The organism is Verruconatronum alginivorum, from assembly GCF_056590205.1.
Genome location: NZ_JBWPVQ010000001.1, coordinates 3,452,053 through 3,471,800, shown reverse-complemented (window position 1 = coordinate 3,471,800; position 19,748 = coordinate 3,452,053). Strand labels below are relative to the sequence as shown.

Annotated in this window: 15 protein-coding genes; 11 read left to right on the top strand and 4 right to left on the bottom strand. The window is 59.8% G+C overall.

All coding sequences use genetic code 11. The features are described from left to right. Positions 1 to 145: 145 nt before the first annotated feature. On the bottom strand, positions 146 to 1,330 hold the full coding sequence (locus tag ACWUI2_RS12390) for a KamA family radical SAM protein (RefSeq protein WP_486983161.1): 1,185 nt from the start codon (positions 1,328 to 1,330) through the stop codon (positions 146 to 148). A 134-nt stretch (positions 1,331 to 1,464) separates the two neighbouring features. Between ACWUI2_RS12390 and carA the strand changes: the two genes are divergently transcribed. The 5 genes from carA to pyrE all read left to right on the top strand — a co-directional run bounded on the left by carA (position 1,465) and on the right by pyrE (position 7,540). Beyond that, on the top strand, positions 1,465 to 2,631 hold the full coding sequence (gene carA, locus ACWUI2_RS12385) for a glutamine-hydrolyzing carbamoyl-phosphate synthase small subunit (protein WP_486983160.1): 1,167 nt from the start codon (positions 1,465 to 1,467) through the stop codon (positions 2,629 to 2,631). An 88-nt stretch (positions 2,632 to 2,719) separates the two neighbouring features. Further along, positions 2,720 to 3,811 carry a chorismate synthase gene (aroC, locus tag ACWUI2_RS12380; protein WP_486983159.1) on the top strand — a complete coding sequence of 364 codons (1,092 nt, stop codon included), beginning with the start codon at positions 2,720 to 2,722 and terminating at the stop codon, positions 3,809 to 3,811. A gap of 4 nt (positions 3,812 to 3,815) precedes the next feature. Beyond that, positions 3,816 to 4,544 carry a hypothetical protein gene (locus ACWUI2_RS12375; RefSeq protein WP_486983158.1) on the top strand — a complete coding sequence of 243 codons (729 nt, stop codon included), beginning with the start codon at positions 3,816 to 3,818 and terminating at the stop codon, positions 4,542 to 4,544. Between the two features lie 512 nt (positions 4,545 to 5,056). After that, the gene (locus tag ACWUI2_RS12370) at positions 5,057 to 6,862 is read left to right on the top strand and encodes a hypothetical protein (RefSeq protein ID WP_486983157.1); all 1,806 of its coding nucleotides are present in this window, start codon (positions 5,057 to 5,059) and stop codon (positions 6,860 to 6,862) included. Positions 6,863 to 6,970: 108 nt separating this feature from the next. Beyond that, positions 6,971 to 7,540 carry an orotate phosphoribosyltransferase gene (pyrE, locus tag ACWUI2_RS12365; protein ID WP_486983156.1) on the top strand — a complete coding sequence of 190 codons (570 nt, stop codon included), beginning with the start codon at positions 6,971 to 6,973 and terminating at the stop codon, positions 7,538 to 7,540. 45 nt (positions 7,541 to 7,585) lie between these two features. Here pyrE and ACWUI2_RS12360 read toward each other — a convergent pair whose 3' ends face one another. The 3 genes from ACWUI2_RS12360 to eda all read right to left on the bottom strand — a co-directional run bounded on the left by ACWUI2_RS12360 (position 7,586) and on the right by eda (position 14,590). Beyond that, positions 7,586 to 10,498 (bottom strand): DUF5703 domain-containing protein, encoded by a 2,913-nt coding sequence (locus ACWUI2_RS12360; protein WP_486983155.1) that lies wholly within the window; start codon positions 10,496 to 10,498, stop codon positions 7,586 to 7,588. Then, complete coding sequence (locus tag ACWUI2_RS12355) at positions 10,491 to 13,421, bottom strand: DUF5703 domain-containing protein (RefSeq protein ID WP_486983154.1); 2,931 nt, start codon at positions 13,419 to 13,421, stop codon at positions 10,491 to 10,493. The genes ACWUI2_RS12360 and ACWUI2_RS12355 overlap by 8 nt, the downstream gene beginning before the upstream one ends. Before the next feature lie 368 nt (positions 13,422 to 13,789). After that, positions 13,790 to 14,590, bottom strand: coding sequence for a bifunctional 4-hydroxy-2-oxoglutarate aldolase/2-dehydro-3-deoxy-phosphogluconate aldolase (eda, locus tag ACWUI2_RS12350; protein WP_486983153.1), 801 nt, complete (start codon positions 14,588 to 14,590; stop codon positions 13,790 to 13,792). On the opposite strand from eda, the gene ACWUI2_RS12345 reads away from it, so the two are divergent. From ACWUI2_RS12345 to ACWUI2_RS12320, 6 genes are all read left to right on the top strand, one after another. Next, positions 14,498 to 15,064 carry a helix-turn-helix domain-containing protein gene (locus tag ACWUI2_RS12345; protein ID WP_486983152.1) on the top strand — a complete coding sequence of 189 codons (567 nt, stop codon included), beginning with the start codon at positions 14,498 to 14,500 and terminating at the stop codon, positions 15,062 to 15,064. The two genes, eda and ACWUI2_RS12345, sit on opposite strands and share 93 nt — an antisense overlap. Before the next feature lie 23 nt (positions 15,065 to 15,087). After that, positions 15,088 to 16,473: a glycosyl hydrolase gene (locus ACWUI2_RS12340; protein ID WP_486983151.1), complete on the top strand. Its 1,386-nt coding sequence runs from the start codon at positions 15,088 to 15,090 to the stop codon at positions 16,471 to 16,473. A 208-nt stretch (positions 16,474 to 16,681) separates the two neighbouring features. Next, on the top strand, positions 16,682 to 17,131 hold the full coding sequence (locus tag ACWUI2_RS12335; RefSeq protein WP_486983150.1) for a dimethylsulfonioproprionate lyase family protein: 450 nt from the start codon (positions 16,682 to 16,684) through the stop codon (positions 17,129 to 17,131). Between the two features lie 43 nt (positions 17,132 to 17,174). Next, positions 17,175 to 17,582: a four helix bundle protein gene (locus tag ACWUI2_RS12330; protein WP_486983149.1), complete on the top strand. Its 408-nt coding sequence runs from the start codon at positions 17,175 to 17,177 to the stop codon at positions 17,580 to 17,582. Between the two features lie 131 nt (positions 17,583 to 17,713). After that, positions 17,714 to 18,865, top strand: coding sequence for a Gfo/Idh/MocA family protein (locus ACWUI2_RS12325; protein WP_486983148.1), 1,152 nt, complete (start codon positions 17,714 to 17,716; stop codon positions 18,863 to 18,865). A gap of 20 nt (positions 18,866 to 18,885) precedes the next feature. After that, entirely contained in the window at positions 18,886 to 19,686 is an 801-nt protein-coding gene (locus ACWUI2_RS12320) for a 3-ketoacyl-ACP reductase (protein WP_486983147.1), read from the top strand. Positions 19,687 to 19,748: the final 62 nt, after the last annotated feature.

The window sequence follows — 19,748 nt, the reverse complement described above, 5'->3', positions numbered from 1 at the left end:
TTTGTCGTTGGTTAGTTGAAGCTTCCGATAATCACGATACTGCCCGAAACAAGCCGGTCAAGCAAGCCGCTTCCGAGAGAAGGCATTTAAAACCGCCACTCTTGTCTTTGCGATCTTTGCGTCCTTTGCGGTTAAGTTTCCCTCCTCACACGAACAACTCCGACGGCAACACCAGCGATTCGTGCAACTCGCCGACGCCGGCTTCCAACGGATACCGGAACACCCGGCCTTCGTAATTGCGGAACACGATCTCCTCGTCGGTCAACGATTCGATGTATTGCGGATTGATCGGAACCTTCCCGCCGCCTCCCGGGGCGTCGATGACGAACTGCGGCACCGCGTACCCGGTGGTGTGACCCCGCAAGTTCTGGATGATTTCCAACCCTTTCCTCGGATCGGCCCGCAGATGCGAACTCCCGGTGATCAGGTCGCACTGGTAGAGATAATAAGGCCGGACCCTCATCCGCAACAACCGGTGAACCAGCTCTTGCATCGTTTCGACGTCGTCGTTGACCCCCTTCAACAACACCGACTGGTTCCCCAACGGCACCCCCGTCTTCGCCAGACGGTCGCAAGCTTCTTTCACTTCCAGGGTGCACTCCCGCGGATGGTTGGCATGGATGCTCATCCAGATCGGCTCATGCTTCTCCAGAATCGCGCACAACTCCGGCGTGATCCGCTGGGGCAAAAAGATCGGAATCCGCGACCCGATCCGGATGAATTCCACGTGTTTGATCGCCCGCAACCGGCCCAACAGATAATCGAGCTTCCGATCGGCCAACAACAGCGGATCCCCGCCGCTCAACAGGACGTCCCGCACTTCCGGATGTTCCTCGATGTAGCGGATCGCCCCCTCGAATTCCGGATGGAAATCATACCCCTGACTGTTGCTCACCAACCGGCTCCGCGTGCAATACCGGCAATAGGCGGCGCATCGGTCGGTCACCAAAAAAAGAACCCGGTCCGGATAACGATGCACCAGACCGGGGGTCGGCATGTGCGCGTCCTCGCCGCACGGATCCTTCATCTCCTCCGGCGAAGTCGTCATCTCCTCGATCCGGGGAATCACTTGCCGCCGAATCGGACAGTCGGGATCCTCCCGGTCGATCAGATTGAAAAAATAAGGCGTGATCGCCAGAGCCAACTTCTTGTTCGCGAAGTAACACCCCTGCTTCTCCTCCGGCGTCAATTCGAGATACTTCTCCAACTGCGCCACCGATGTCAGCCGGTTCTTCAGCTGCCACACCCAATCCTTCCAGTTGTTCTCAGGGACATCCTTCCACAATCCCTGTCCTTTAAACCACTCCCTACGGTTTTCCTGGTAAGACATACTTTCGTTTAGCGAAACTTTCATCGAAGCCGAGGTCAATCGTCCCGGCACATTCCCTCCAACTTACAAAAGACCCGGCTAAAACACCAACAATTTGTTTACAGCGCCGCCCGAATACGTTTCCTTGGAACACCATGGCGAAATTGAGAACAGGTGTTCTGGCACTCGAAAACGGAGCAATATTCCGCGGCCTTCCCTTCGGTCACGAAACGACCGTGGTCGGCGAAGCGGTCTTTAACACCAGCATGACTGGCTATCAGGAGGTCCTCACCGACCCGTCCTACTTCGCCCAGATCGTGACGATGACTTCCCCCCAGATCGGGAATTACGGGATCAATCCGGAAGACCAGGAGTCCGACTCCCCCAAAGTCGCCGGGTTCGTCATCCGCGAACTCAGCCCGGTCACCAGCAACTGGCGCAGCCGCCAATCCCTGGAGGATTACCTCAAGGAATACAAAATCCCCGGTCTCCAGGAGATCGACACCCGCGCCGTCACCAAAATGCTCCGGGTCAGCGGCGCCATGAAGGCCTGCCTCAGCACCGAGGAGATCAGCGACGAAGAAGCGATCCAACGCGCCCGCGACTGGACCGGCCTCCTCGGCATCGACTACGTCAAAGAGGTCACCTGCAGCGAACCCTACCAGTGGGATCCCGACGGCACCCAAAGCCTTCCGTTCACCGTCGAAGGGACCAACCTCAACCCGATCCCCCGCCCCCAAAAGGCGTTCCGCGTCGCCGCCTTCGACCTCGGGGCCAAACATTCCATTTTCCGCAAACTCCAAAACCACGGGTTCGACGTCTTCGTCGTCCCGGCCAACGCCTCACCCGAACAGGTCGAGGAACTCCAGCCCGACGGCATCTTCCTCTCCAACGGCCCCGGCGACCCTTCCGCCATCCGGGCGATCCACCAAAACGTCGCCAAATTGATCGAGAAATACCCGACGTTCGGCATTTGCCTCGGGCACCAGGTCGTCACCCATGCCATCGGAGCCGAAACCTTCAAATTGAAATTCGGCCACCGCGGCGGCAACCAGCCGGTCAAGAATCTCGAAACCGGCAAGGTCTCGATCACCTCCCAAAACCACGGATTCGCCGCCGACAGCAAGAGCGTCGAAAAACGGGGAGCCATCGTCACCGAGATCAATCTCAACGACCAGACCGTCGAGGGCCTCCGCCACAAGTCCCTCCCGGTTTTCACCGTCCAATACCACCCGGAAGCGGCCCCCGGCCCCAACGACGCCGACCCGCTGTTCATCGATTTCTACAAACTGATAGAATCTCGCAAAGCCGGCAAAATCTGATCCCCGGCTTCCCCACCGTCTAGCGCTCACAAGCCTTAGCTATCGTCTATCGTCTATTGCCCCGGCCTCCCGGCCGGGGCCCTCTCCCATGCCTAACAGTTTCGGCAAATTGTTCACCATCAGCACTTGGGGCGAAAGCCACGGCGGCGGCATCGGCGTCGTCGTCGACGGCTGCCCTCCCGGCCTCCCCCTCAGCGAGGCCGACATCCAGCCCGAACTCGACCGCCGCCGCCCGGGACAAAGCGATATCGTCACTCCCCGCAAGGAAACCGACCGCGTCACCATCGTTTCCGGCGTCTTCGAAGGAAAAACCACCGGCACCCCGATCGCCATGACCGTGCCGAACGCCGACCAACGGCCCGGTGCCTATGCCGAGATGCGGGACAAATTCCGCCCCTCCCACGCCGACTTCACCTACCAACAGAAATTCGGCATCCGCAACCACGAGGGAGGCGGCCGCTCCTCCGCCCGCGAAACCATCGGCCGGGTCGCCGCCGGCGCCATCGCCCAAAAGATTCTCCGCCTCCAGGGCGACACCGAGATCAGCGCCTTCATCACGCGGGTCCACGATATCGAAATGCCGCCGCTCGAGGCCTTCCCGACCCGCGAAATCGTCGACGCCACCCCGGTCCGCTGCCCCGACCCCGCCACCGCCGAACGGATGATCGCCCGGATCAAAGAGGTCCGCTCGAAAGGCGACTCCGTCGGGGGCGTTATCGAATGCCGCGTCCGCAACCTCCCGGTCGGCCTCGGCGAACCGGTCTTCGACCGCCTCGAAGCCGATCTCGCCAAAGCGATGCTCTCCCTCCCCGCCACCAAGGGGTTCGAGATCGGCAGCGGTTTTGCCGGAACCCAACTCAAGGGCTCCGAACACAACGACTCTTTCACCATCCGCGAGGGACGAGTCCGCACCCGCTCCAACCGCGCCGGCGGGGTCCTCGGCGGCATCAGCAGCGGCGAGGAACTCGTCTTCCGGGTCGCCTTCAAACCGACCGCCACCATTCTTCAACCCCAGCAAACCGTCGACACCGACGGACAGGAAACCGAGTTGATCGGACGCGGCCGCCACGATCCGTGCGTCGTCCCCCGCGCCGTCCCGATCGTCGAGGCGATGACCGCCCTGGTCCTCATCGACCACTGGATGCGTCACGCCGCCCAAACCCAAACCTTCAAATTTTAAGACCATGGCCGAAACACCGTTCATTTATTTCATGCTCGGAGCCCCCGGCTCCGGCCGCCGCGATCTCCTGCTCGATCTCATCCACAATGGGCTCGACAAGGAAGCCCGCCCGCTGGTCCTGATCTCCGACGCCGAGACCGCCCTCGCCGAATTGGAACAACAGGCTGGCGAAAACGTCACCGTCGGCAGTTGGCATTGGGACGGCAACGAAATCAACCTCGTCATCCCCCCCGAGTTCACCCATATCTTCCTGATCGCCGACGGACGGGGCAACCCGGTTGACCAAGTCGAAGCCTTTTCCATCTGGCTCGCCGAACAACCGGTCGAACTCGCCCGCGTCATCACCGTCGTCCACGCCCAACTCGGAGTGGAACACAAGGAACTCCTCCGCTGGTACGAAGCCTGTATCCATTTTTCGGACATCGTCCTGGTCAACCGCCGCGAAGAAGTCCCTCAAAAGTGGCTCAACGAATTCATCGACCACTTCAAAAAGGACCAGCATTACCCGTGTCATTTCGAGCAGGTCAAAGGAAACAAGACCCGCAACCCGGCCCTGATCCTCGAACCCGAACCCCGCCGCATCTCCCTGATTTTCGACGAACTCCCGGTCCTTGAAGAGGACGAAGAGGATGAGGATGCCACCGAAGGGGAAGAAACCGGCGACCCCTACCTCCACCGCCTCCCCTCCGGTCGTCGCGCCAAACAAATCCCCGACATCAACAAATACCTCTGAAGAGAATGATGAAGGCCCGCGGTCCATTGCTGGAGCACAAAGTGGCGGGGCCGTCCCGGCTCCGCGCCGAGCACCAAGCTCCCAACGGACCAGACGGAGCCGGACCGCATAAATGCGGAACTCCAACTAAAGGGTATCCGAAAAGGGTTGCGGCCGTTCGCTTGGCTGAAACAGCGGGGACACACCCCACCATGCTCGCGCATGGTCCCCCCTCTCAAGAGGGGAATGGTTTGCAAAAAGATCCCCTCTTGAGAGGGGGGACCGCTCGCTAGAGCGGTGGGGTGTGTTTCCAGGCCGGTCCGGTCGCTGCGAACCCTTTTCGGACGGGACCCAACTATCGTCCGAAGTCGCCGCGGATTCGTTGGAGTCCCGGCTTCAGCCGGTCTTTTCCTGACAAAGTGGCGGGGGCGTCCCGGCTCCGTGCCGAGCACCAACATTTCCAACGGACCAGACAGAGCCGGACCGCATAAATGCGGAACACCAACTTCCCCCCCATACCGGAACCTTGAACCTTGAACCCGGCCGCTGACTTTCTCCGCATTGCCGACCAATTCAAACTCGGACGCCTCGTCACCGAGCAACCCCATCCGCGGAGCCGTGCGCTGAGCCGCACCGCCTCCCGGTCGATTCCGGAGGCACTCGACTTGCTTTTCGACGTCGACCGCGACGTCCTCGCCACCTTCCACACCTGGGCCGACGGCGACGCCCCGCTCCGTATCGCCACGACCCTCGCCCAACGTCTGCGGGACGGCGGCAAGGTTTTCTTCACCGGTTGCGGCGCCACCGGTCGGCTCAGCATCCAACTCGCCGCCATCTGGCGCGACTTCTGCCAACACCAGGCCGCCGCCCGCGACTGGGAATACCGCGCCTTCAGCGTCATGGCAGGCGGCGACTTCGCCTTGATCAAATCGGTCGAAGGCTTCGAAGATTACACCGCCTTCGGCAAACAACAAATCGAAGACCTCGGCGTTTCCGCCGCCGACACCGTCTTCGCCATCACCGAGGGCGGCGAAACTTCTTTCGTCATCGGAACCGCCTGGCGAGCCGTCGAAGCGGGAGCGAAGGTTCACTTCGTTTACAACAATCCCGACCACCTTCTTCGCGAGACCGTGGAACGCAGCCGCGAAATCATCGACGAGCCAAGGATCGAAAAGATCAACCTCACCACCGGACCGATGGCGATCACCGGTTCCACCCGGATGCAGGCGACCAGCATCCAGCTCTGCGTCATGACCACCCTCCTGGAAATGACCGCCCGCCTCCTCGCCGACGACTCCCCCGCGGCCGTCGCCGAAATCCCCGACGCCTTCCTCCGGTCGTTGGAGGAGATCCACGCCACCCTTCGCTCCGCCCCGGTCCGCGAGGCTCTCGCCCGCCTGGTCGAAACCGAAGAAACCATTTACCGCGCCCACCGCCGCAACAATTACTTCGCCGACCGCCTCGCCATCGACGTCCTCACCGACACCACCGAACGTTCCCCGACGTTCTGCATCCCGGCCTTCAAAAAATTCGACGACCCCGCCGCCTCCGAAAGCTGGTCCTTCCTTTTCCTCCCCGAACCCACCACCTCCGAGGCCTGGCGGTCACTCCTCAAGCGCGACCTTCAGCCGGTCGAATGGTCGAGAGAAACCATCCGCCGCCTGATCGGCGAGGCCGACCTCGACCGTCAGGATCGGATCATGCGGAACATCAGTCGCGACGAAATTCTCCGCTTCCGCATCGGCGCCGACGGCCTTCCCTTCCGCGAATTCCGCCCCGGCGACGGCGCCACCGCCATCCTCACCGCCGACGAACTGCCCGCTCTGACGGATCCCAGCGGCTTTTACCGCCGCCAACTCGAAAGCGCCCACTCCCACGGCGCCACCCCCTCCATCGTTTTTCTCGGCACCTCCGACGCCATCGCCGAACTCGACACCTTCCTCGACTCCTGGACCGTACCCGCGCAACGGATACTCATCCCCCTTCCGTCGGACGATTCCCTCCTGCACGGCCCCCGCCGCGCCGGGGCCAAAATGCTTCTTAACGCCCTCTCCACCGTGACGATGGTCCGCCTCGGCCGGGTGCTCGACAACGTCATGATCTCGGTGGTCCCGGCTAACTTGAAGTTGATCGATCGCTCCATCCGTTACCTCCAAATGCTCACCCCTCTTGATTACGAACAAGCCTGCCTTCTCCTCCACGACTGCCTCGCCTACGTCGCCCCCCGGATGAAATCCGGCCAAACCTATCCCTCCCCCGTCGCCCTCTCCCTCCTCGTCCACCGCCACCAAATCACCTTCCCCGAAGCCGAAACCCGCCTCGCTGAATCCGGCCTCTGATCCCAAAGGCCCAGGGCCGTCCCGGCTCCGCCCGCATGTTATCCCACTCTCCTCCCCCGAAAATTGAACTCGGCATTTTCCGCAGAGTCCTCAATTCTGACCGGGCTCATGAATGATCATCAGGAAGAGGTATTATCGATTTTCAAGGAATCCAAGGCGTTGCTGACCGGGCATTTCGTGCTGAGGTCCGGGCTCCACAGCGAGCATTTTTTCCAATGCGCCCAGGTTTGCCAATACATGAATCATGTCGAAAGACTGGCGGAATTATTGATCCGGCAACTTGAGAACATCGAATTCTCCACCGTCCTAGCTCCGGCCATGGGAGGATTGGTGATTGGCCAGGAAGTGGCCCGCCAGTCCAAATCCCGCTACATCTTCGCCGAGAAAGTGAACGACCGGCTCGCCTTGCGCCGCGGCTTCCGCCTCAGCCCGGGGGAAAAGGTCCTGGTGGTCGAGGATGTCATCACCCGCGGCGGGCGCGCCCAGGAAGCGATCGAGATCGTCCGCCAAGCGGGCGGCACTCCCGCCGGACTGGCGGTCATGGTCGACCGCAGCGACGGAAACACCTCCTTCGACATTCCCTGGTTCAGCCTGATCCGCCTCAGCTTCCCGACCTACCCGGCCGACCAACTCCCCCCGGAGTTGGCCGCCAAACCGGTCGAAAAACCCGGAAGCTGACCGGTCCGACCATATTAAAACGGAGCCCCGCCCCCCGCGTTACGGTCAGTCCCGTTTTGCGCTTCCCACCAACCGCAGGCGTCCCTTCTCCGTTTCGGGAGTGACCGACAACTCCTCGATCCGCCCGTCGACATAACGGACTTCCACGGTGGTATTGTTGGAAGCGTGCAACCGAAAATGGACGTCCCAACCACTCGGCCAGGCTGGAAGGACGAGGATCTCTCCGTCGACTTCCTGCAGCGCCATCAACTGTAGAGCGTGGAGGAGATTGCCGCCGTGACATTGGTCGGGCGTCCAATCGTTGTTCGGCCCCCAATAAATCGGAAACTTGTAATCGACCAACCGGTTTCGGTGCAGCAACAACTCCTCGGCGTGATCGCCCATCCCCAGAAGCGCGGCTTGGGAATCGCTTTGCTGCCAGCCGAAAGCGACCACGTTTTGCCGCTGGAGAAATGTCTCCCGGGCAAGCTCCAGCTCGGGGCGGTTCAACCCAAACAGCCGGAAGGGAAAGACCGCGTAGAGTTCCGGGTTTTCGGAATTCCGCGCCGGCTGGAAGATCTCCTCGGCTCCGGCGAGCGTCACTCGGCCGTCGGTCCCTTCCTGCCTGGGCAGAGGAGGCAACTTCCCCAGGAAATCGCGCCAGAAAGCGCGGGTCTCCTCATTCACCGCCCATTCAGGAAGATCGATCAGCAAGGGAAGAACCCACTTCAATCCGGCGATTTCATTGGCCGGATTCTTCGCCTCCTGGAAAGTCTCCAACGCCTGGGAGGGATAAAACAGGATTCGTCCCTGCTCATCACGGCCGGTGCGTCCATAATAGAAGCGCAGGAATCCTTCCGCCAACGGAACCAATTCGTTCTGTAGAAACTCCCGGTCGCCGGTGTGCTCCCAGAAGTCGAGCATCATCGCCAATAGCTCGAGATTGCCGCTGTAGAAATAACGTATCCATGGACTGCGGACATCCCCCCGCTCTCGTCCGGGACCGCCATAATCGTCGTCTTTATAAGTGCCCCAAAATGTGATCGTTTCCGGAAAATAAGCCCCCCCTTCGATCTCGTAGTAATGTTCTGTCCGATATCGGGCCAGCGGCAGCGCGTCGACGAACATCCCGAACAACGGACGCATCAGATCATAATCCCCACTGGCAAGCATCGGCCAATACATCAGGCGGGTGTTTTGGAACCAGTAAGACCCGCCCCATCGGCGGTAATCGGCGTTGAGACCGTCGTCCGGATGAGCAAACGTGAAGATCGATCCGTTGAACTTGATCGGTTGCGCTCCCCTTCCCCCGGCAGCGCTGAGGAAACGCTGGAGATGCCATTGCTGAGCGAGCAAATCGCGACTGTACGGTTGCGGATCGCGGTAGGTTTGCACACGGGGTTCCCGCTCAGGCAGAACGATCGTCTTCGTCCGGGCGTCCGGATCGTATTGCACCGCGAAGTGGCCCCACTCTCCCAGTGGAAGCACCCCCCGGCCGATATGGGGTTTCGTGGTCCGAAATCGCACAACCCGATCGCCCGGAATGTCGATTTGCAACTCGTCCGTCCGAGCGGGCGTGGTTTTGTCCAAAAACCGGCCGCCCCGGTCCTCCTCGGTCAACCGCACCCAAAATTCCAGCGTGAACGGCTGTTCGAACAACTCCGCCGCGGGCGAATCGATCGACAACGAGGTTTCACCACCGAGTTGCAGGCCATCGATTTTGTCGCCGGTGGAACGGACCGGTCCCTTCACCCTCGCCACCAGGGAAGAATCTCCCGCAACAGGGCGCATTTCCCGCTCCGGAGAACGAAACCGCCAATCGGCGATAAGATTCTCGTCGGCGACCGGCGCGTCGATCGATTCCGCGCGGCGGGCCAGTTCCTCCGCCGAAAGCAACCCGCGGCTCATCCGCATCATCGCCACGCCTCCTTCATATGGAAGGTCCCATCCGGTCGGACCCCCCAAGAGAAACGGCTCCGTGTTGCCCCGCACGATATACGGCGGAACCGGATCCTCCTCCGGAGTGCGGACTCGAACAAACGAACGCTCCCAGAAAGCCGTCCAATACTCGACATGCTCCCTCCAGGCCAAATCCGCCGGCGTTTCCGCCACCTTCTCCGCCAGCGCTTCGATTCCAGCGATCCAATTCTCGACGTCTTGCTCCTGCGCGGTCAGGACCACGATTTCAAAGGCGTGGCGTTTGGACTTCGCCTTCGACTCGATCGCCGGTCCGTTCCGGGCAAAACCGTCACCGGCGAGCCGCCCGCCGAATGTCCGGTAGAGCAACGGGTCACGCCGCTCCGGGAAATCGGCCAGATGTTGCCGCTCGAGGTTACGGGCATACCAACTCCACTCGTTGCGATGATACCAAATCACGGAATCGGCCCCGGTTTCGACCACCACATCGGCACTTTCCACCCGCGGCCCCGAAACCCCCAAGGCGCTGTTGGCTTCGTCTCCCGAAATCGTATTTTCACGGTCACGCCAGACCTCCAAGGCGGCCGTGACCAAGACCGGACTCGTCCCTTCGACTTCGACCCGGACCACCGGGAGATTGGCATCCACCCAAAGGCGTAGCGCGAGCTTATGGTCTCCGTTTTGCAGTAACACCCGGCATGACCCGTCGCGCAGCAGCAAAGCCTGTTCGACCTCCCCGCCGTCGGCAAAGGGATTGGGGGAAAGGGAGACTCTCACCCTTCCCACTTTCAGAAGCCGGTTGATCTCGCTCCAAGCGTCGGTTTTGGAAATATAAAACAGCAGGTCGCCGGATCCATCGACCCAGGCGTTCAATCCGATGTCACCGTTGCCCAGGGGAAACGAATCGGCCGAGCCGTCGCTCGGCTCCATCCAGACAACGTTGTATCGATCGACCGGATTCCCCGAATCGATCGGCACATCGAGCAAACCCAGTCGATCTCCCAGCATGGTTCCTCCCGCGGCCATGAAAAGAAGCCAAAACCATCCGGCTTGCTTAATCATGGGCTCCTCCCGCGATTCTACCGTTCCCGTCGCCAACCATTACCCGCAATCGGGACTTTTCGGTTTCGGGAGTGACCAGCAAATCCTGAATTTGACCGTCAACGTAGCGGACCTCCACCGTGGTGTTGTTGGAAGCGCGCAGACGGAAATGAACGTCCCAATCTTCCGGCCAGGCCGGCAGGACGAGGATTTCTCCGTCCACTTCCTGGAGGAGCATGCTTTGGGCGGTCATGAGAAAATTGCCCGCGTGGCAGCCATCGGGCGCCCAATCGTTGCCGTGCCGCCAGAACGTTGGAAACCGGTAATGATTGCCGCGGCTGCGCGAGAGCAGAAGATCGGTTGCGTCCTCCGTCCGGCCAAGGAGAGCGGCCTGGGTGTCACTTTGTTGCCAGGAAAACGCGGACCGGTTCGTCCGGCGGGCAAAGCTGAGATTCGCCAGCGCCTGGTCCGGATGGCCGATGCCAAAAATTCGAAATGGAAAAATCGAATACAATTCGGGGTTCTCCGAGTTGCGGGCGTCGGAAAATTTTTCCTCGGCCGCGACCAGGACGATACGCCCGTCGGCGAGCTCCCGAGTCGGCAGCGGAGGAAGGATCTCGTATATGGATTTCCAATACGCTCGCGTCTCCTCGTCGACCGCCCAGTCGGGGAGTCCGGCGAGAAGCGGCAGGAGGTAGCGCAAACCGGCGATTTCATTGGCCGGATTGGCCGCGTCCTGATATGTCTCCAGCGCCTGTCCGGGATAGAGGCGGATGAGCCCGTTCTCGTCGCGCTCATGATGCTGATCGTAAAATACGATCACCTCCTTCGCAAACGGGAGATACTTTTCGAGAAGGAAATTCCGATCCCGGGTGTGCTCCCAGTAATCGTGCATCATCGCCAGAACTTCCAGATTTCCGCTGTAGTAATAACGAATCCACGGGTTGTTGATGAATCCGAAACTGTTTTGTCCGTATGAGCCTTCCGCATACGTCCCCCAATACATCATCGTCTCCGGAAAGTAGGCTCCGTCGTGACCGAAATAATGCCGCGTCCGATAACGAGCTAGATCGAGGGCGTTCACATACATGTCGAAAAACGGCATCATCAGCTCATAATCACCGCTGGCGAGCATCGGCCAATACATCAAGCGAGTATTCTGGAGCCAGTAACCGCCCCCCCAACGTCGAAAATCCGCGTTGTAGGCGGCAGAGGCGAAGGTGAAGAGCTGGCCGTTGAACCGGATCGGCATTTCTCCCCTCCCCTGGCCGGCAAACATCATGCGGGTGAGGTGCCATTGCTGCGCCACCAAATCCGGAGTGTATTCGGGAGAGGATGACGCCAATTCCCGTCCGTCCATGTAATGCCGAATAATCCCTTGATCGCCATCGTAAACCACGGCGAGGTGAACCCAACGGCCATACGGAACTTCCGAGTCACTATGAAGCGTGCCCCCGACCAAACGGGAAGTCAGGTTGGGATTCTCACGATAGATAAGATGGGCCACCTGATTGTGGGGGGCTGCCGGAAGAGAGACATAAAACTCGCGGGACCGGTTGCCATCCCCCCGTTCGAGCAAAAATCCGCCTTCACCCGCGTCGGCGAGTTTCACCCAGAATTCGGTGGTGAATGATCCGCTTGTGAGACTGATCGCTGGAGATTGGTCGATCCGGAGCCGGGTCTCCTCCCCAAGCCGAATCCCGCCATCCTCAAGGGTGACTTTCCCCTCGACGACCGCAGTCAAATCACCCTCTCCCGCGACGGGCGAATAGCTCTCCGCCGCCTCATTGAACCGCCAGGCGACAGCCAATCCGTTCCCGTCAGGCACTTGATCCGGACCGGCGAGCGCCCGTTCGCGCAAAACGGATTCGGACACCATCGAGTTACTGATGGCCGCACCACCAAGTATCCCCCGGAACTTGCGTCGATTTTCTCGACTGGCCCCAAGAAAAATCGGTTCCCGGGTCGGCTCCAGCCGACGCACATTGAAGGGTATTTCCTCCGGCGTCCGAATCCGGACGAACGATGTCTCCCAAAATCGGTCCCAATACCGACGGTGAGCGGCCCGCATCGCCTCGATGTCGCTCTCTCGAAACTTCATGGCGAGCCCGCGTATCTCCTCTTTCCACGTATCCACTTCTTTCGGGCGCGAAGTGTGGGCAACGATGGAAAGTCGATGTTCGGTGGCGGGCTCTGCCCGCAAGGTGGCGTCGTCGACGGCCGCGAAACCGTCACCGCGAATCAATCCGCCAAACGTTCTGTCGGCAAGAGGATCCTCGATCGTTCCGATCAACTCCTCCAAATGTTGTTTGCGCAGGTTGTTCTCAAACCAAATCGAGTCGTTCCGGTGGTACCATAGAACCGTATCATCGCCGGTAGCTACCAGCGTATCCGCTCCTTCCAGTTTGCGCTGGTCGATTTCCAATGCGCTGAGGGCCTCATGTCCGGAGAGCGTCCGCGGCTCCGGACGCATAATCTCGAGGGTGGCGGTGACGGCGAACGACTCAGTCCCTTCGGCCTCGACATGGACCAGCGGGTGATTCGCATCAGGCCAAATCAGAAGCTTCTGCCGGGTGTCGTCTTTGGCAAAGACGATCTCGATCCGTCCGTCCGCCAGACGGAGCGCCTGGGTCATTTCGCCACCTTGGAGAAACGGATTCGGGTCGAGCGCGAGACGGATCCGCCCCAGTTTGACCAGCCGATTGATTTGCGTGAGGGCGTCGGCTTTCGCTATGTAGAAACAGATCTCCCCCTTATGGTTCACCCAAACATTCAGGGCTACGTCACCGTTTCCGATCGGCATCGATCCGGCGGAGTTGAAGCTCGGGGAATTCCAAACGAGATCATAGTGGCTGACCTCACGCGGAACACTTTCGGCGAATGAAACGAGGGCGCCGGTGAGAATTCCGGACGCGGCGAGGAGTAAGGTTCGAATAGTCTGCATCGTTGGTAAAGGCAATGGACAAGGTTCCCCAGCAGGCGTTGAAGGCCCCCCGGAAGTTTTATCTGGTCAATAATCCTAACGTTAGGATTGGGATTGCCGTTACTTTGGCCGCGGTAAAAGCGCGATGCAAGAAAAAACAAAAAGACCGTGGGATGGCGAAAGTTGCCTCCAGTCTCCTGACCTAGCCGGCGGACCGGTTCCTTCCCGGAGTTGGTTAAGAAATCGGGAAGCTGACCGGCGGAACACACCCCACCGCTCTGGCGAGCGGTCCCCCCCTCTCAAGAGGGGAACTTCCTGTACGCCGATCCCCTCTTGAGAGGGGGGGACCATGCGCCAGCATGGTGGGGTGTGTTATGAATCGAAACGCCCTACTCCTTCGCCATCTCCGCCGCTTCCTTGGTGAGGCGGGAGATTTTGTCCCAATCGCGGTTCGCCACGAGTTTGCGGTCGAGGAACCAGGAGCCGCCAATCGCCGCCACCATCGGCAGATCCAAATAGCCGCGGGCGTTGTCGATATTAACGCCTCCCAGCGGAATGAACTTCACCCCGGTGTGACCATAGGGGCCGGCCAGGGACTTCAACATCGGAATGCCGCCCGCCGCCTCGGCCGGGAAAAACTTCAACAAATTGCACCCGAGCGATAATCCTTTCTCGACGTCCGACGGCGTCATCACCCCCGGCATGAAGGGCAACTCCAGCGAGATCGCCTTCAACACCACCGATTCGTTGATCCCGGGCGACACCCCGAACTTTGCCCCCGCTTCCAGGGCCTGTTCCACCTGGTAAATATCAAGCAGGGTGCCGGCGCCGACCAGCATCTCGGGAAACTCAGCCCGGATCCGGCGGATCGCCTCCGGGGCGGCTTCGGTCCGAAACGTCACCTCGATCACGTCGACTCCGGCTTCATGCAGCGCGGTGGCCAAAGGCACAGCGTCGTCGGCGTTGTCGATCACGGCGACCGGAACAAGTCGGGTTCTTGAAATCTGCTTCATGGTCATTTTCTTTCTTTTTATTTTCCTTGACTGGTTTTTTTGCGTCGTTTCATATTCTTGGCGAACATTCCGAGCATTGTAAACATGATTCGCCCGTCCAGGAAACGTCCCGTCGCCCAGAGCGGAAAAGAGATGTATGACTTTTCCGTCCTGCGCGAGCTCCGCAAAGGCAAGCAATTAAGCATTGCCGAGGTGGCGGGTCAATCCGGAGTCTCCCCGGCGGTCATCTCCAAACTCGAGCGCAACCAGAGCGTCGCGGAACTCGAGACCTTGTTCCGCTTGAGCCGCGTCTTCGGCATGAGCGCCACCGATTTGCTCGGGTTGGCGGAATCCCGCACCGCCCACAAGGCGACCGCCAGTCGTCACGAGGCGGGCGGGTTCGAGTTCAAAGTCATTCAATACGGCAACCTCCGCGCCCTTCGCGGCACCGCCAAGGCCGGCGCCCAAGTTTCCCGCCCGGAGGTCCACCGCGACGACTACGAGGTCTGCTGGGTCCTTTCCGGCAAAATCCTTTTCCGCCTCCCTTCCGAGGTTCATCCCCTCGGTCCAGGCGAAGCGATCCAGTTCGACGCCATCCTCGACCACACCTACGAGGCCCTCGAGGATTGCGAGCTGATCATCATCCATCTCCGCAAAGACAAACGTTTCTAAAAACCGAACCACCAACAGACGCTATGATCAAAATCAACGAGACACTGAAGCCGTCCGATCTGACCCAAAAACTCCGGAAATTCTGGGAATTGTCCGGCGCCAAGATCGAAAACATCGAGAAGAACTACGACACCGCCAACGGTTCCCCGGTCTTCACCGTCAAGGGGAAATACACCACCCGCGGTTGGACCGAATGGACCCAGGGTTTCCAATACGGTTCGGCGATCCTTCAGTTCGACGCCACCGGAGAATCGTCGTTTCTCGAAAGCGGACGGAAGAACACCCTCAACCTAATGGCTCCCCACCTCACCCACAGCGGGGTCCACGATCATGGGTTCAACAACGTCAGCACCTACGGCAACCTCCTCCGCCTCCTCAACGAAGGGAAAATTGAAGGCGGCGAATGGGAGAAAAACTTCTACGAGCTCGCCCTGAAATGCAGCGCCGCCGTCCAGGCAGGACGCTGGACCACCATCCACGACGGCACCGGCTACATCTGTTCCTTCAACGGACCGCAGTCGCTCTTCGCCGACACCATCCGTTCCCTCCGCTCCCTCGCGATGGGGCACCGGCTCGGCCATGTCATGATGGGCGAAGGGGACGAGGAGATTTCGCTGCTCCGCCGCCTGGTCGAGCACGCCTACAACAACGGCCGTTACAATGTCTATTACGGCGAAGGCCGCGATTCCTACGACATCCGGGGCCGAACCGTCCATGAGAGCATTTTCAACCTGAACGACGGCAACTACCGTTGCCCGAGCTCCCAACAAGGTTTCTCGCCGTTTACCACCTGGACCCGCGGACTCGCCTGGGTGATGTGCGGCTATCCGGAGGAACTCGAGTTCCTCGACACCGTCTCCGACGCCGATCTCGAAAAGATCGGCGACCGCAAGGAAGTCGAAGCGATGATGCTGAAAGGAGCCGAGGCAACCTGCGATTTCTACATCGAGCACACCCCCTCCGACGGTATTCCCTATTGGGATACGGGGGCTCCTAACCTCCACAGGCTCGGCAACTATCTGGATAAACCGGCCGATCCGTTCAACGACCACGAACCCGTGGACAGTTCCGCCGCCGCCATCGCCGCGCAAGGGCTCCTGCGCCTCGGACATTATCTCCAGGGCAAGGGGAAGAAAAAGAAAGGCGCCCGCTACTGGCAGGCCGGTCTTACCGTTTTGGATACGCTTCTCGGCGAACCGTATCTGAGCACCGACCCAAAACATCAAGGGCTACTGCTCCACTCCGTCTATCACCGCCCGAATGGCTGGGATTACATCCCGCCCAAGCAAAAAGTCCCGTGCGGCGAATCGAGCATGTGGGGAGATTACCACGCCCGCGAAGCCGCCCTCTACATCCAACGCGTCATCAACAAGGAACCCTACTACACCTTCTTCGGCGCGAAGCGCTAACGCGCGTTCAAGGTTCAATGGCGCTAACGCGCGTTCAAGGTTCAATGGCGCTAACGCGCGTTCAAGGTTCAATGGTTCAATGTTCAACGTTTCCAAATGCAGTCTTGATGACAGGAACCAAACCCCTGAACCACGAACCTTGAACCACAAACCTTGAACCTTGAACCTTGAACATTTTTTCACCACGAACCTTGAACATCCCTTAGAAATGATTATCGCCGACTTGAACCAAATGGAGGGCCGGACCTTTCCGGCCCGCCGCAGAACCCGCAACCTGGTCGGAGGAGCTTCCCCGATCCAAGCGACCAACTTCGCCATGGGCATGGTGATCCTGGAGCCGAACGGCGGCCAGGTTCCCTGGCACAATCAGGAGCAGGAAGAGATCTATTTTATCGTCGAAGGAAACGGGGAAATCTGTCTCGGTGAGGAACGCCGGGCGATCTCCTCCGGCCAGGCGGTTTACATTCCGACCCAGGTCTTCCACCAACTGACCAACACCGGCGACACGCCGATGAAAATGATCTATTGCTACGGTCCCGCCGGCGACGTCGCCCACTGGAAACAGGAACTCGAAGGCACCCTCCCGAAAGCCGGCATCGACGTCCCCCCCCTCCCCGCCGGCGCCGCCCCACAATGCACGGCGAAACCGGTAAACTAGTTCAAAGTTCAATGGTCAAGGTTCAATGTTGAATTCCGGAAAAATGGCTACAATCGAGCGGTTTGAAGATATCGAGAGCTGGCAGAAAGCCTGCCTGTTAACGCGTGAAATCTACAAGATTTCGAATACGGGAGAATTCGCGCGAGACTATGGGTTGAAGGATCAAATCCGTAGAGCCTCCGTCTCCGTCATGTCGAATATAGCCGAAGGTTTCGAGCGGGGCGGGAACAAAGAGTTCCTTCACTTTCTGTTCATGGCGAAGGCCTCCTGCGGAGAATGCCGCTCCCAACTCTACGTGGCACTCGATGCGGATTTCATCACCCAAGCCGAATTCGATTCCCTTTACCAAATGGCAACTGAAACCAGCGCCAAAATCAGCGGCTTCATACACTACCTGCAACGCTCCGAACTCCGCGGCTCCAAGTTCTCCCCCCGCAACCTTGAGCATTGAACAACCTCCACCTCCCAACCTTGAACTTTGAACATTGAACATTGAACCTTGAACAACTTCCACCCTCCCAACCTTGAACTTTGAACATTGAACGTTGAACCACCTCTCAACCTTGAACCACTAATTAAAACATGATCAAAAAAATCGGCATCATTATGAACGGCGTCACCGGCCGGATGGGGACCAACCAACACCTCATCCGCTCCATCCTCGCCATTGTCAAACAGGGGGGGATCAAGGTCTCCGACGACCTCACCCTCATGCCCGATCCGATCCTCACCGGACGGAACGAAAACAAACTGCGGGCTCTCGCCGAACGGACCGGCGTCGAACGCTTCAGCACCGATCTCGAAAAGGCGCTCGCCGACGACTACAACCAGATTTTCTTCGACGCTTCCTCGACCTTGCTCCGGGCCAAATTCGTCGAGATGGCGGCCAAAGCCAAGAAGGCGATCTATTGCGAGAAGCCGACCGCCGTCACCACCGACGAAGCTCTCCGGCTCGCCAAACTTTGCGAGGACGCAGGCGTCAAGAACGGCGTCGTCCAGGACAAACTCTGGCTCCCCGGCCTCCGGAAATTCAAGATGATCAAGGAGCAAGGGTTCTTCGGCGACATCCTGTCCGTCCGCGGCGAGTTCGGCTACTGGGTTTTCGAGGGTAACGTTTACGACCAACCGGCCCAGCGTCCTTCCTGGAACTACCGGAAGGAAGACGGCGGCGGGATCATCATCGACATGCTCTGCCACTGGCGCTACGTGATCGATAATCTTTTCGGCAACGTGAAGTCGGTCTCCTGCCTCGGGGCCACCCACATTCCGACCCGCTACGACGAACAGGGTAAACCGTACAAAGCGACCGCCGATGACTCGGCCTACGCGACCTTCGAATTGGACAACGGCGTCATTTGTCATTTCAACAGTTCCTGGAACGTCCGCGTCCGCCGCGACGACCTCCTCACCATGCAGGTCGACGGCACCAAGGGCTCCGCCATCGTCGGTTTGCGCAAATGCTGGGTCCAATCTTCCGCCGAAACGCCGAAGCCGGTCTGGAACCCCGACATCGACAGTCCGATCGATTTCTTCGGCGGCTGGCAGGAAGTGCCCGACGCCACCGAATACGACAACGCCTTCAAGATCCAGTGGGAGCTCTTCCTCCGCCACGTCGCCCTCGACGAGCCGTTCCGCTGGACCCTCCGCGAGGGAGCCAAGGGGGTCCAACTCGCCGAGGCCGGACTCGATTCCTGGGAGAAACGGGCCTGGGTCAACCTTCCGAATCTCGATTAAGTCGGAGCCTAAAACCCATTATGAGCAACGACCCATCCACAGCGAACCGGCCCAGGCCGGTCGCCCTGGTGACCGGCGGATCCCGCGGGATCGGCTTCGGCATCGCGGAACATCTGGGCCGCGCCGGATTCGATCTCGTCATCAACGGCATGCGCGAGGCCGCCTCTGTCACGGAAGCGATCTCCAAACTCGAAGAAACCGGCGCCGGGGTTCTCTACTGCCGCGGCGACATCGGCGACAAGGAGGCCCGGACGAACATGCTCGCCGAGGTCCGGAAGCGTTTCGGCCGGCTCAACGTCCTGGTCAACAACGCCGGAATGGCCCCCCGCGAACGGAAGGACATTCTGGACGCCTCCGAGGAGAGCTTCGAGGAAGTGATCAAGGTCAACCTCCAGGGGCCCTACTTCCTGACCCAGGCGGCGGCCAACTGGATGATCGAGCAAAAGAAGGACGACTCCGGTTTCTTCGGTTGCGTCATCAACGTCGGTTCGATCTCGGCCACCGTCGCGTCGGTCAACCGGGGCGAATACTGCATCGCCAAAGCCGGCATCGGAATGGCGACCCTCCTTTGGGCGACCCGCCTCGGGGAGTTCGACCTGCCGGTGTATGAGGTCCGTCCAGGCGTCACCAAAACCGACATGACCGCCGGGGTGACCGACAAATACGACAAGTTGATCGCCGACGGCCTTTGCGTGCAAAAACGCTGGGGTTATCCGGCCGACGTCGCCAAAGCGGTCGCCTCGCTCGCCCGCGGCGACTTCCCCTACTCCACCGGCCAGGTCATCATGGTCGACGGCGGACTGACCATCCCGCGCCTTTAACGCCGACTTGGCGATCCCTCCCGTCGCGACAAGGATGTTTCCCTCGACAAACGAAGGGAACA